Annotated in this window: 13 protein-coding genes; 6 read left to right on the forward strand and 7 right to left on the reverse strand. The window is 67.0% G+C overall.

Translation table 11 applies throughout. The features are described from left to right. Positions 1-45 precede the first annotated feature (45 nt). The 4 genes from LWW96_RS08900 to bfr form a co-directional block, all read right to left on the reverse strand. Positions 46-378, reverse strand: a complete 333-nt coding sequence (locus LWW96_RS08900) for a DUF3325 domain-containing protein (protein WP_291486086.1) — start codon at positions 376-378, stop codon at positions 46-48. A 5-nt stretch (positions 379-383) separates the two neighbouring features. Then, positions 384-2102 carry a PepSY-associated TM helix domain-containing protein gene (locus LWW96_RS08905; RefSeq protein ID WP_291486088.1) on the reverse strand — a complete coding sequence of 573 codons (1719 nt, stop codon included), beginning with the start codon at positions 2100-2102 and terminating at the stop codon, positions 384-386. Beyond that, entirely contained in the window at positions 2099-2410 is a 312-nt protein-coding gene (locus LWW96_RS08910; protein WP_291486090.1) for a DUF3649 domain-containing protein, read from the reverse strand. Before LWW96_RS08910 ends, LWW96_RS08905 begins: the two co-directional genes overlap by 4 nt. A 426-nt stretch (positions 2411-2836) precedes the next feature. Next, on the reverse strand, positions 2837-3313 hold the full coding sequence (gene bfr, locus LWW96_RS08915) for a bacterioferritin (protein WP_291486092.1): 477 nt from the start codon (positions 3311-3313) through the stop codon (positions 2837-2839). A 284-nt stretch (positions 3314-3597) separates the two neighbouring features. On the opposite strand from bfr, the gene ahpC reads away from it, so the two are divergent. After that, positions 3598-4173 (forward strand): alkyl hydroperoxide reductase subunit C, encoded by a 576-nt coding sequence (ahpC, locus tag LWW96_RS08920; protein WP_291486094.1) that lies wholly within the window; start codon positions 3598-3600, stop codon positions 4171-4173. 162 nt (positions 4174-4335) lie between these two features. Next, complete coding sequence (gene ahpF, locus LWW96_RS08925) at positions 4336-5937, forward strand: alkyl hydroperoxide reductase subunit F (protein ID WP_291486097.1); 1602 nt, start codon at positions 4336-4338, stop codon at positions 5935-5937. Between the two features lie 139 nt (positions 5938-6076). On the opposite strand, the gene LWW96_RS08930 is transcribed toward ahpF, so the two are convergent. Continuing rightward, entirely contained in the window at positions 6077-6898 is an 822-nt protein-coding gene (locus tag LWW96_RS08930; RefSeq protein WP_291486099.1) for a pyruvate, water dikinase regulatory protein, read from the reverse strand. 268 nt (positions 6899-7166) lie between these two features. Here LWW96_RS08930 and ppsA point away from each other — a divergent pair, with 268 nt between their 5' ends. The 3 genes from ppsA to LWW96_RS08945 all read left to right on the forward strand — a co-directional run bounded on the left by ppsA (position 7167) and on the right by LWW96_RS08945 (position 12081). Further along, positions 7167-9557, forward strand: coding sequence for a phosphoenolpyruvate synthase (gene ppsA / locus LWW96_RS08935; RefSeq protein WP_291486101.1), 2391 nt, complete (start codon positions 7167-7169; stop codon positions 9555-9557). A gap of 71 nt (positions 9558-9628) precedes the next feature. Then, positions 9629-9970, forward strand: coding sequence for a sodium/substrate symporter small subunit (locus tag LWW96_RS08940; protein ID WP_291486109.1), 342 nt, complete (start codon positions 9629-9631; stop codon positions 9968-9970). Beyond that, complete coding sequence (locus LWW96_RS08945; RefSeq protein ID WP_291486103.1) at positions 9967-12081, forward strand: VC_2705 family sodium/solute symporter; 2115 nt, start codon at positions 9967-9969, stop codon at positions 12079-12081. The genes LWW96_RS08940 and LWW96_RS08945 overlap by 4 nt, the downstream gene beginning before the upstream one ends. A gap of 28 nt (positions 12082-12109) precedes the next feature. Here the strand turns inward: LWW96_RS08945 and LWW96_RS08950 are convergent, their stop codons facing one another. Next, on the reverse strand, positions 12110-12463 hold the full coding sequence (locus LWW96_RS08950) for an FKBP-type peptidyl-prolyl cis-trans isomerase (RefSeq protein WP_166157442.1): 354 nt from the start codon (positions 12461-12463) through the stop codon (positions 12110-12112). A 127-nt stretch (positions 12464-12590) separates the two neighbouring features. Next, a complete protein-coding gene (locus LWW96_RS08955) occupies positions 12591-12896 on the reverse strand; it encodes a winged helix-turn-helix transcriptional regulator (RefSeq protein WP_166157445.1) in 306 nt (101 codons plus the stop codon). Positions 12897-13104: 208 nt separating this feature from the next. On the opposite strand from LWW96_RS08955, the gene LWW96_RS08960 reads away from it, so the two are divergent. After that, on the forward strand, positions 13105-13401 hold a 297-nt coding region (locus LWW96_RS08960), incomplete at its 3' end, for a CoA transferase (RefSeq protein ID WP_291486108.1).

Consider the following 13401-nt stretch of genomic DNA (forward strand, 5'->3'; position numbering starts at 1 on the left):
AGGGCTAGCAGCAGCGGGCCCGCAGCGCCGCCACTCCCTTCACCCTTACCACCCCCCGGCCCAGGCGACCAGGCCTGCCACCAGCGCCACGCCTGCCAGCCGCGGCGCGCGCCGGGGCTGCCAGGTCACCGTGGCTGTCACGGCCATGGCAGCCACCGACAGGGCCACGGCCCAGGCAGTCACGCCCAGGGAGGCGGGTACGCCATCGGCAGGGTGTGCAGCCAGCCACAGCGACAGCAGCAGCAACAGCCACCCGGCGCGGCGCAGCGCTTGCAGGCGGCGTGCCGCACCTTCTCGGCCCGTGGCGTCTTCGTGGTGGCGTTCCATGCCCAGCGCAATGGCCGACCAGGCCGCAAAACACAGCAGAAAAGCGGACATGGTGCTCAGGCCCCCGAGGTAGACACCGACACATCGCTGGCCGCAGGCAATGCAGCGGCCGGGGTTTTGCGCTGCGCCTTGGCCGCAGCGGGCTTGCCCTTGGGGGCCCGGCCTGGGCGAAGGCGCCACGACAGCCAGCCCAGCAGCAGCCCGGTGGCCAGGAAGGCCAGGTCCATGCTGGCCCACACCCACTCGCCCGCAGGCAGCGTGACGCCGAGGTGCGTGTGCGTGGTCAGGGCGTTGACGACCGGCAGCAGCGCCCACACCAGTCCAGCCGCACCCAGCGGCACCGACCAGCCCGTGCGGCTGGGCCGCACCACGGCGCAGCCAAGCGCCCACAGCAGAGTCAGCCCCCAGGCGCTGAAGAACCAGGCCAGCTCCATATCAGCGCGGCCCTCCACGTGCAGTGGGATCAGGCGGTTGGAAGCCAGGTACACGCCGCAGGCCAGCGGCAGGCCCGCCAGCGTGGCGATGTTGATGGCCGCCACCAGGCGCTCGCCAAACGGGGGCTGTGGGGCGGTGCCTGCGCTGGCTGCTGCCCCTTTGCGGCTGGCCTGCGTCTGCGACTTGGCGCTGCGCTTGACCGACCACAGCACCATGCCCGTAGCGATCATCAGGCTGCCCAGCAGGCCAAAGCCGAACAGCGCCCAGCGCAGGCCCGGGCCGGCAAAGCGCGCCATGTGCAGGCCGTACAGCACGCCGTAGGTGGTGGCGGCGGGGCCGGTGGCATCGGCATGGTCCAGCCATTGGCCGGTGGTGGCGTCGAACAGCAGGCGGGGCGGGCGGTATTGCAGGCGGTCGCCATCGTGGCGGGCCACTTCGACCACCGCCCGGCCCTGGGCGTCGCGGCGGGCCTGTACGCTGCCAATGCGGCCGCCGTCCCAGCGCGCGCTGGCTTGCGCCAGGATGGGGGCGAGCGCCATGGGGGGCAGCGGCGCGAGCTTGTCGCTGGCGCCCCGGCGCACGCGGCTGTCGGCCTTCTCGCCCTGCAGGTCGGCGAAGTAGGCGTTGGAGTCCACGCCTCGCTCGGTCTTGTAGGCCGTGGCGATGCCGGCGGGCAGGTACAGCGTGTGAAAGATCATCAGCCCGCTGAAGGTGATCATCAGGTAGAACGGCAACACCAGCACGCCGGTCACGTTGTGCGCGTCCATCCAGGCGCGCTGCCCGCCCTTGGCGGGGTGGAAGGTGAAGAAGTCCTTGAAGATGCGGCGGTGCGTGACGACTCCCGTGACCAGCGCCACGAACATCAGCATCGTGGCCACGCCCACCACCCAGCGCCCCTGCAGGGCCCAGCGGCCCTTCTGGGCCGTGCGCAGTTCAAAGTGGAAGCGGTAGAAGAACTCGCCGCCCATCGTCTTGCGGGCGTCCACGGGTTCTCCGGTCTGCGGGTTCATGCGCAGCGTTTCAAAGCGGCCGTTCGCCTGGTCGCGCCACAGCAGGTTCACGGCCGGATCGCGCTCGTCCGGCAGGTGCATGATCCATTGCGTCACGTGGGGCGCCTGGCGCACCAGCGCGTCCAGCGACTTCTGGGCCACGTCGGCGCCCGGTGCGGGCAGGCCGTGCATCTCGGGCTGCATCCACAGGTTGAACTCGTTCTTGAAGAACGACAGCGTGCCGGTGAGGAAGATCGCGAACAGCAGCCACCCCAGGACCAGCCCGGCCCAGGTGTGCAGCCACGACATGGCCTGCCGGAAGCCTTCGCGCTGGAGTTGCAAAGCGGTCATGGCGCGCCCCCGGCCAGCCACTGCGGTGCCATGGCGCCGGCACCCAGCACCAGCGCGGGCAGCAGCGTGCCGCACCACGCGCCCCAGGCGGTCCGCGCATAGAAGGCCCAGCCCGCGGCCATCACATAGGCCAGCCAGGCCAGCATGGTGGCCGTGAGCACCGCGTCCACGCGGGGCAGGAACGGCCGGAGGGCCAGCGAGCCCGCCGCCGCGAACGCCGCGGCCAGGGCGTAGCCGCCGGCTACCGCTGCCGCCGTGCGCGAGGCCGCCGCGAGGCGGTAGCGCCAGTCCACGCGGGCGGTCTTCATGAGCGCGGCTCCTGAAGGGCCGGGCAGGCGGGCAACCCCGGGCGGCCGCAATGCGCGGGGCAGGTGAGGGGGGTGAGCGCGCTCCAGGGCGCGGACTCCGCAGGGCAGGGGCTGGCGGTGCGCAGCAGCATCAGTCAAGGCTCCAGGCTGGGGTACGACGGGGCGTACTGCGCTGGCTGCAGCGGCCTGGACGGCCCGGCTGACTGGCTGGCTACGGTGATAGAGGGCAACGGCCGGGCGCAGCCCGGCGGTTATCGCGCATTGTACTTTTGATGAGAAGCATTCGCATTTAAAAACATGGATCCACGGGCCCCCGTGATGTGCAGTTGCAACAAACGTGTGGACATGCTTCCTCGGCGAGGCAAAAAAAGCGGGCCGAAGCCCGCAGGGTGCTGATGGCAGTGCGGCGTGGCGCCGCGCAGCCCGTCAGTCCACTTCGCCCATTTGCGACTGCAGGTAGTTCGGCAGGCCGACCTTGCCGATCAGCTCGATCTGGGTTTCCAGAAAGTCGATGTGCTCTTCAGTGTCGTCCAGGATCTTCTGGAGCAGGTCGCGCGAGACGTAGTCGCGCACGCTTTCGCAGTGGGCGATGCCGTCCTTGATGGTGGCCTGCGCGCCCTGCTCGGCCCGCAGGTCGCAGGCGAGGATTTCCGGCACGTCTTCGCCGACCTGGATCTTGGCCAAGTCCTGCAGGTTGGGCAGGCCGTCCAGCATGAAGATGCGGTCCATCAGCCAGTCGGCATGCTTCATCTCGCCGATGGATTCTGCGTATTCCTTCTTGGCAAGCTTGTCGAAGCCCCAGTGCTTAAGCATCCGGTAGTGCAGGAAATACTGGTTGATGGCCGTGAGTTCGTTCTTGAGCTGGGCCTGCAGGTGGCCGATGACTTGTGCGTCGCCTTTCATGGAGACTCCTTGTAGCGGGTGAATTTGGCGTTGATTGTCGTGACCCGCATCAAGCGGCGCAAGGCAAGCCCCTGCTGCCGCGCGCGGGCTGCGGGTGATGCTGATAGGCGTTCGCGTTCACACCTGTGCTGTTTGAGGTGCACAAGGGTTGTCATGGAAAGGCCACAGGCGGTGTTCTATAGTCATTGGTAATTGATTCAATGCAATCAATTAATTGGATTGATGGTTTGAAAGTGCCTAAACTTCAGTCCTGTTCTGTCAACCAACCCCTTAAGGAAACAGCAATGTCCCTGATCAATACGCAAGTTCAGCCCTTCAAGACCACCGCTTTCGTCAACCGTGGCGGCAAGGGTGAATTCATCGAAGTGACCGAGCAGACCCTCAAGGGCAAATGGTCCGTGCTGATCTTCATGCCCGCGGCCTTCACCTTCAACTGCCCCACCGAAATCGAAGACGCTGCCGAGAACTACGCCGAATTCCAGAAGGCCGGTGCCGAGGTGTACATCGTGACCACCGACACGCACTTCTCGCACAAGGTGTGGCACGAAACCTCCGACGCCGTGGGCAAGGCCAAATTCCCCCTGGTCGGCGACCCCACGCACCAGCTGACCAACGCGTTCGGCGTGCACATCCCTGAAGAAGGCCTGGCACTGCGCGGCACGTTCGTGATCAACCCTGATGGCGTGATCAAGACCCTGGAAATCCATTCCAACGAAATCGCCCGCGATGTGTCCGAAACCCTGCGCAAGCTGAAGGCTGCCCAGTTCACCGCCGCCAACCCTGGCCAGGTCTGCCCTGCCAAGTGGAAGGAAGGCGCCAAGACGCTGACGCCTTCGCTGGACCTGGTCGGCAAAATCTAAGCACTCTGCTTCTTCGGCCCCAAAAGCCGGACAGCGTCATGGCGCCAGTGCGCCATGCCGTCCGGCTTTTTTACGCCCGGACGTTGACCAGCAGGCTTGCACTGCAGCCCTTTGGGCATCAACCTCCCAGACAGTACAACTCGAATTTCAAAGGACACCACCATGCTCGACGAACAACTCAAGACCCAACTCGCTGCCTACCTGGAGCGCGTGCAGCAGCCGTTTGAGCTGGTGGCGTCCCTGGACGACAGCGAGACGGCGCGCGACATGCGCGAGCTGCTCACCACCATCCAGTCCCTGCGCAGCGACAAGATCACCCTGCGCACCGATGGCGCCGATGCGCGCAAGCCATCCTTCAGCCTGCAGCGCGTGGGCGCTAGCAACAGCCTGCGCTTTGCCGGCCTGCCGCTGGGCCACGAGTTCACCTCGCTGGTGCTGGCGCTGCTGTGGACCGGCGGCCACCCGCCCAAGGTCGAGCAGGACGTGATCGAGCAGATCCAGGCGCTGGAGGGCGACTTCAACTTCGAGGTCTACATGAGCCTGACCTGCCACAACTGCCCGGACGTGGTGCAGGCCCTGTCGCTGATGGCCGTGCTCAACCCCCAGGTCAAGACCACCGTCATCGAAGGCGGCGCCTTCCAGGACGAGGTCACCAAGCGCGAAATCATGGCCGTGCCCATGGTGTTCCTCAACGGCGAGGTGTTCGGCTCCGGCCGCATGTCGCTGGAAGAAATCGTAGCCAAGCTGGACACGGGCTCGGCCGCCCGCGAAGCCGCCAAGCTCAGCGCCAAGGACCCGTATGACGTGCTCATCGTCGGCGGTGGCCCCGCAGGCGCCGCGGCGGCGGTGTACGCCGCCCGCAAGGGCATCCGCACCGGCGTGGCCGCGGAGCGCTTTGGCGGCCAGGTGAACGACACGCTGGCCATCGAAAACTACATCTCCGTGCTCGAAACCGATGGCCCCAAGTTCGCCGCCGCGCTGGAGGCCCACACCCGCGCCTATGGCGTGGACATCATGAACCTGCAGCGTGCCGACAAGCTCGTTCCTGCCGCGCAGCCCGGCGGGCCGGTAGAGGTGCAGCTGGCCAACGGCGGCTCGCTCAAGGCCAAGACGGTGATCCTGTCCACCGGCGCCCGCTGGCGCAACGTGAACGTGCCCGGCGAAGCCGAGTACAAGAACAAGGGCGTGGCCTACTGCCCGCACTGCGACGGCCCGCTGTTCAAGGGCAAGCACGTGTCGGTCATCGGCGGCGGCAACAGCGGCGTGGAGGCGGCCATCGACCTGGCGGGCGTGGTGGCGCACGTCACGCTCATCGAGTTTGCCGACCAGCTCAAGGCGGACGCCGTGCTGGTCACCAAGCTCAAGAGCCTGCCCAACGTGACCATCCACACCAACGCGCAGACCACCGAGATCACCGGCGCCGACGGCAAGGTGAACGGCCTCAAGTACAAGGACCGCGCCACCGGCGTGGAGCACACCGTGGCCCTGGAAGGCGTGTTCGTTCAGATCGGCCTGGTGCCCAACACCGAATGGCTCAAGGGCACGGTGGAGCTGTCCAGGTTCGGCGAGATCATCGTGGACGCGCACGGCCGCACCAACATCCCCGGCGTGTTTGCGGCGGGTGACTGCACCACGGTGCCGTTCAAGCAGATCGTGATCGCCGCGGGCGACGGCGCCAAGGCGGCACTGAGCGCGTTCGACCACCTGATCCGCATGCCGGTGGCGGCCGCGGCGGCGCCGCAACGCGAGGCCCAGCCTGCTTGATGGATTGAGAGGGAAATTGGCTTCCAGCGCTTAATGGGCAAGCGCTGGAAGCTATCAAATATATAGCAAATGCGGCGCTTCGGCGCCGCTTTGTCGTTGGGGTGGGGCGGCAGCGGCCCGCCCGCCCGGTGCCCCCGCCTCAGTACACCAGCCGCTCTGGCCGGATCTCCTGCAGGATCGTGGTGGCGATTTCCTCGATGGACTTGGTCGTGGTGGACAGCCAGCGGATGCCGGAGCGGCGCATCATGGCCTCGGCCTCGGCCACTTCCGTGCGGCAGTTTTCCAGGCTGGCGTAGCGCGAGTTGGGACGGCGTTCGCTGCGGATCTCGGCCAGGCGTTCGGGGCTGATGGTCAGGCCGAAGATCTTCCGCTGGAACGGCGCCAGCGCCGGGGGCAGCTGGCGGCGGTCGAAATCCTCCGGAATCAGGGGATAGTTGGCCGCCTTCAGGCCGCATTGCATCGCCAGGTACAGGCTCGTGGGCGTCTTGCCGCTGCGGCTCACGCCCACCAGGATCACGTCGGCACCGGCCAGGTCGCGGTTGCTCTGGCCGTCGTCGTGGGCCAGGCTGAAGTTGATGGCCTCGATGCGGTCCGTGTATTCCTTGCTGCGGCTCACGTCGGAAAAGCGCCCCACGCGGTGGTGCGACTTGATCCCCAGCTCCTGCTCCAGCGGGTGCACGAAGGTGCCGAACATGTCCAGCAGCATGCCCTTGCAGCCGTCCTGGATCACCTTGAGCACTTCCATGTTCACCAGCGTGGTGAAGACCACCGGCTTCTTGCCCTCCACCTCGCCGGTGTGGTTGATCTGCCGCACCGCCTGGTGGGCCTTGTCCACCGTGTCGATGAAAGGCAGGCGCACGTGGCGCGGCTTCATGTCGAACTGGGCCAGGATGGCGTTGCCGAAGGTTTCGGCGGTGATGCCGGTGCCGTCTGACACGAAAAATACGGTGCGCGAGTGCATGTGAGCCCTTGTTTTTGCAGTGAACTTGCGCCAACGGGGTAGCCAGCCCGGGCGGGTGGCGTTCTAGCGTCGGACGCAAGTTCTGTGAAAGCGTCAGCCCGTTGCCAGAGGCGCGGGCCTACAATTGCCGCAATTATCCAATTCTCACCATGCACGCCGTCGGCCTACAACCACAACGACAAAGCCACACCCGGCTGTGCATGGGCGCTTGCCTGGAGCCCCGCAGGGCCCGGCATGCAGACCCGGTTTCAACTTCTGGAGCTTTCCCATGTCTGCACTTTTCAGCCCGACCGCCCTGGTCGTACCGTTTGAAAACCTGAGAATGACCGACGTCGAGGTCGTTGGCGGCAAAAACGCCAGCCTCGGCGAAATGATCTCGCAGCTGCCCCAAGGGGTGCGCGTGCCCACGGGCTTCGCCACCACGGCGCACGCGTTCCGCGAGTTCCTCAAACACGACGGCCTGGCCGACCGCATCAGCGCCAAGCTCAAGAGCCTGGACACCGAAGACGTGCGCGCGCTCGCCCAGGTGGGCGCCGAAATCCGCGCCATGGTCGAGGCCCAGCCGTTCCCGGCCGACCTGCAAAAGGCGATTGCCGACGAATTCGCCAAGCTGAGCGCGGGCAACCCCGCCGCATCGTTTGCCGTGCGCTCGTCCGCCACGGCCGAAGACCTGCCCGACGCCTCCTTTGCCGGCCAACAGGAAACCTTCCTGAACGTGGTGGGCATCGAAGAAGTCCTGCACAAGATGAAGGAAGTGTTCGCGTCGCTGTACAACGACCGCGCCATCTCCTACCGCGTGCACAAGGGTTTCGAGCACGACGTGGTGGCCCTGTCCGCCGGCGTGCAGCGCATGGTGCGCTCCGACCTGGGCGCTGCGGGCGTGATGTTCACCATCGACACCGAATCGGGCTTTGAAGACGTGGTGTTCATCACCAGCAGCTACGGCCTGGGCGAGACGGTGGTGCAGGGCGCCGTGAACCCCGACGAGTTCTACGTGCACAAGCCCATGCTCCAGGCAGGCAAGACTGCCGTGATCCGCCGCAACCTGGGCAGCAAGCTGATCCAGATGGTGTTCTCCACGCCCGAGGAAAAGGCCGCCACAGGCAAGCTGGTCAAGACCATCGACGTGCCCACCGAGCAGCGCAACCGCTATTCGCTGACCGATGCCGAAGTGCAGCAGCTGGCGCAGTACGCCCTGGTGATTGAGCAGCATTACGGCCGCCCCATGGACATCGAATGGGGCAAGGACGGCACCGACGGCCAGCTCTACATCCTGCAGGCGCGCCCCGAGACGGTGAAGAGCCAGGCCAAGGGCCAGGCCGAGCAGCGCTTCAAGCTCAAGGGCACGGGCACCGTGCTGGCCGAAGGCCGCGCCATCGGCCAGAAGATCGGCACCGGCCCCGTGCGCCTGGTGCACAACATCAGCGAGATGGACAAGGTCCAGCCCGGTGATGTGCTGGTGACCGACATGACCGACCCCAACTGGGAACCCGTGATGAAGCGCGCCAGCGCCATCGTCACCAACCGCGGCGGCCGCACCTGCCACGCCGCCATCATTGCGCGCGAGCTGGGCATTCCGGCCGTGGTGGGTTGCGGTGACGCGACCGAGCGCCTGAAGGATGGCACGCTGGTCACGGTGAGCTGCGCCGAGGGCGACACCGGCAAGATCTACGACGGCCTGCTCGAAACGGAAGTGACCGAGGTGCAGCGCGGCGAGATGCCCGCCATCAGCACGAAGATCATGATGAACGTGGGCAACCCCCAGCTGGCGTTTGACTTCGCGCAGCTGCCCAACGCGGGCGTGGGCCTGGCGCGGCTCGAGTTCATCATCAACAACAACATCGGCGTGCACCCCAAGGCCATCCTGGACTACCCCGCCGTGGATGCCGACCTGAAAAAGGCCGTCGAGTCCGTGGCCCGCGGCCACGCCAGCCCGCGCGCCTTCTACGTGGACAAGGTCACCGAGGGTGTGGCCACCATTGCCGCCGCCTTCTGGCCCAAGCCGGTCATCGTGCGCCTGTCGGACTTCAAGTCCAACGAATACCGCAAGCTCATCGGCGGCAGCCGCTACGAACCCGAGGAAGAGAACCCCATGCTGGGCTTCCGCGGTGCGGCACGCTACATCAGCGAGGACTTCGGCGAGGCCTTCGCCATGGAATGCGAAGCGCTCAAGCGCGTGCGCAACGACATGGGCCTGACCAACGTGCAGGTGATGGTGCCCTTCGTGCGCACGCTGGGCCAGGCCGAGCGCGTGACCAAACTGCTGGCCAGCCATGGCCTGGAGCGCGGCAAGGACGAGCTCAAGGTCATCATGATGTGCGAGGTGCCCAGCAACGCCATCCTGGCCGAGCGCTTCCTGGAGTACTTCGACGGCTTCTCCATCGGCTCCAACGACCTGACCCAGCTCACCCTGGGCCTGGACCGCGACTCGGGCCTGGAGCTGCTGGCCAAGGACTTCGACGAGCGCGACCCGGCCGTGGAAGCGCTGATCCACCAGGCCATAAAGGCCTGCCGTGCCCAGGGCAAGTACATCGGCATCTGCGGCCAGGGCCCCAGCGACCACCCGGACTTTGCCCAGTGGCTGGCCCGCGAAGGCATCTCGTCGATCTCGCTGAACCCTGACAGCGTGATCGCCACCTGGCAACAGCTGGCAAGTTGAACGGCGGGCGCAACCACCATGGATGGGCTGGCGGCTCCCACCGTGCTCCTGCCGGGAGCGCCCCGTCCATGATGCCCCCGCGGTCCGCCGACATCGAGCTGGCCGGCCCGTTTCCGCCGGACCTGCACGATGTGCGGCACCTGAAACTCAAGGCCGCCCTGCTGCTGCTGTGGGCCTTGGTGTCGTTTGTCGCCACCTACTTTGCCCGCGACCTGCAGGGGCTGGTGTTTGGCGGCTGGCCGCTGGGCTACTGGATCGCGGCCCAGGGCGCGGTGCTCGTGTTCATGGGCATTGTGGTGGTGTATGGCTGGGCCATGAACCGCTTTGAGCGGCAAGATGCCGAGCGCCAGGCCGCCGCGGCCCTCGGCGAAGGCCCGGCAGAGACCGGGCGGCGCAGCGCGCCCACGCCATGACCGACCCGCACCGGAGCGGCGATGGCGCCCAGCGCGCCTACCTGTGGCGGCTGCACCGCATTCTGGCGCTGTACGTGGCCGGGGTGCTGGCCTTCCTGGCCCTGATGACCTGGGCCGAACGCCAGGGCCTTTCGCGCCACTGGATCGGCCCGATTTTCCTGTTCCTCACCGTCATGGTCTACGCCGGGATCGGCGTGTACGGCCGCACGACGGATGCGGAGGAGTACTACGTGGCCGGCCGGCGCATTCCGCCCATGTACAACGGCATGGCAGCGGCGGCCGACTGGATGAGCGCGGCCTCGTTCATCAGCCTGTCCGGGGCCCTGTACCTGCAGGGGTTTTCCGGCACCCCGGGGCAGGCCGGGGGGCTGGCCTACCTGCTCGGGTGGACGGGCGGCTTCTGCCTGGTGGCCATGCTGATCGCACCGCACCTGCGCGCCATGGGCCTGTACACCGTGCCCGACTTCTTCCATGTCCGCTTTGGCGGGCGCTGGCCCCGGGTGATCGCCGCGCTGGCGGCCGTGCTGTGTTCGTTCACCTACGTGGTGGCGCAGATCTATGGGGTGGGGCTGATCGCCTCGCGGCTGACGGGGGTGCAGTTCGAGATCGGCATCATGCTGGGGCTGGGCGGGGTGCTGCTGTGCTCATTTCTGGGCGGCATGCGGGCCATCACCTGGACGCAGGTGGCGCAGTACGTGGTGCTGCTGCTGGCCTTTCTGATCCCCGTGTCCTGGCTGGCCTACAAGCAGCTGGGCAATCCGCTCGCACCCCTGGTGTACGGCCAGCAGATCAGCAAGATCGCCGACCTGGAAGCCCAACTGCTGGATTCGCCCGCGGAACACCAGGTGGTGCAGACCTATCTGCGCCGCGCCCAGGACTTCGAGGCCCGCCTGGAGGACGTGGAGGGCGCCCTGGAGCGCGAGCGCGAAAAAGGCCGGGAGCGCATCCGCACCCTGCGCGCCCAGAACGCCGACGTGGGCCTCATCGTGACCGCCAGCCGCGAACTGGCGGCCCTGCCGCGCGACGCCGCCACTGCGCGTGAGCGCTGGACGCGGGAGATGCGCGAGAACTACGAGCGTGCGCGCCCCCTGGGCGGGCTGCCGCTGCAGAGCCAGGCCTATGTGGGCGACCCGCATGGAACGCCCGAAGAGCAGCGCGACTACGAGCTGACGCGGCGCAACTTCCTGGCCCTGATGTTCTGCCTCATGGTGGGCACGGCGGGGCTGCCACACCTGCTCACGCGCTACTACACGCTGCCCTCGGTGTCGGGGGCCCGGGCGTCGGTGGCCTGGTCGCTGTTCTTCATTGCGCTGCTGTACCTCAGCGCCCCCGCGCTGGCCGTGCTGGTGAAGTTCGAGGTCATGCAGAACCTGGTGGGCAGCAGCTTCGAGGCCCTGCCCAACTGGATGGCGCAGTGGGCGCGGGTGGACAGCTCGCTGCTGTCGGTGGAGGACGTGAACGGCGACGGCATCGTGCAGTTTGGCGAGATCCACCTCGGCGCCGACCTCATCATGCTGGCCACGCCGGAGCTCGGCGGCCTGCCCTACGTCGTCTCCGGGCTGGTGGCCGCTGGTGGCCTGGCGGCGGCGCTGTCCACGGCCGATGGCTTGCTGCTGACCATCAGCAACGCCCTGGTGCGCGACCTGTACTACCAGGGCAGTGGCGGGCGGCGCCATATTTCGGCCGAGCAGCGCGTGATTCTGACCAAATTCGCCCTCATGGCGGTGGCCCTGTCGGCGGCCTTCGTCGCGGCGCTCAAGCCGTCGGACATCCTGCCCATGGTCTCGGCCTCGTTCTCGCTGGCGGCCTCGGCCTTCGTGCCGGCCATGGTGCTGGGCATTTTCTGGCGCGGTACCACGCGCGCGGGCGCCGTCTGGGGCATGTTGGCGGGGCTGGGGGTGGCGCTGTACTACATCGTGTCGCACCTGCCGGCGGTGCAGATTCTCACGCCCGGCTGGCTCGCCTGGCTCTGGGTGCAGGGCCTGTGGTGGGAGATCCAGCCGATCTCCGCCGGCGTCTTTGGCGTGCCGGTGGGGCTGGCGGTGACGCTGCTGGTCAGCCGCATCACGCGCCCGCCGCCGCCGCCGCCGCGCATCCGGCTGGAGATGTGAGGCCGGTGCGCGGGCTGCCCGGTGGCGGTTAAACCGCCAGCAGTTCGACGTCGAACTTGAGCGTGGCGTGCGGCGGAATCACGCCGCCCGCGCCGCGTGCGCCGTAGCCCAGGCTGGCGGGGATGATGAGGGTGCGCTGGCCGCCCACTTGCATTCCCTGCACGCCTTCGTCCCAGCCCTTGATGACCATGCCGGCGCCCAGCAGGAAGGCAAACGGATCGCCCCGGTCGCGGCTGGAGTCGAACTTGGCGCCTTGCTGGCCGTCGTTGTAGAGCCAGCCGGTGTAGTGCACGCGCACCTGGGCGCCGGCCTGGGCGCTGGCGCCGCTGCCTTGCACGGTGTCTTCGTACTGCAGGCCCGAGGCGGTGGTGGTGAAAGCCATGGTCAAAATCCTTTGTGCTATCAAAATAAGAGCTGCTTGCGCTTGCTGCATAAGCGCTGGCAGCCAAAAAAACCAAAAACCCGCGCAGGGCGCGGGTGTCTGGCGAGAACAAGGGGCCGGGGCGGCTTTACTTCTTCGCCCGGCCGGCGGCCCAGCGGGTGGCAAAGGCCTGCAGGTCCGACAGGCGCTTGAGCAAATCCTGGCCGCTGGCGGTGACGGTGTAGCCCTCGCTGCCGTGGTCGAGCAGGCCGGCTTCGCGCAGCTCCTTGATGCGGGTGTTGAGCGTGTTCGGCGTGATGCCGCCGACGCTGTCTTGCAGCAGGCGGAAGGTTTGCGGGTGGCCGTCGCGCAGTGCCCAGAGCACGCGCAGCGCGTAGCGGCATTCGAGCTTTTCAAACAGCTGGTGGATGGCGGCGTTTTCTTTGGCGCTCATGAACGCTTCTCCTGGGGCAATGGGTGGGCGGTAGGGCAGGGCGGGCCTGCCCGATGGGGCCGGACTATATCCGGGATTCGATTTTGCTACAAGTTTAATAGCTCCAAAGTGCCGGTGGATATGCGCTACCCTGCAAAAACAGGGTAAATACCGAGTGCCCCTCCAGGGGTGGGCTTATGCTGTAGCCCCCTGTTTTTTGCTTCCCGCCATGTCCTCTCGCACTTCCTCCCTTCCCCTGGCCGGCCTGCGCGTGGTCGAATTCACCCACATGGTGATGGGCCCGACCTGCGGCATGGTGCTGGCCGATCTGGGAGCCGAGGTCATCAAGGTCGAACCCATCGAGGGCGACCGCACGCGCCACCTGCTCGGCGCGGGGGCAGGGTTCTTCCCGCTGTTCAACCGCAACAAGAAAAGCATCGCCATCGATCTGCGCCACTCCGAGGGCCAGGCGGCGGCGCGCAGGCTGGCGCTGTCGGCCGACGTGGTGCTGCAGAACTTCAAGCCC

Source organism: Acidovorax sp., assembly GCF_021287135.1.
GTDB lineage: Bacteria > Pseudomonadota > Gammaproteobacteria > Burkholderiales > Burkholderiaceae_C > Acidovorax.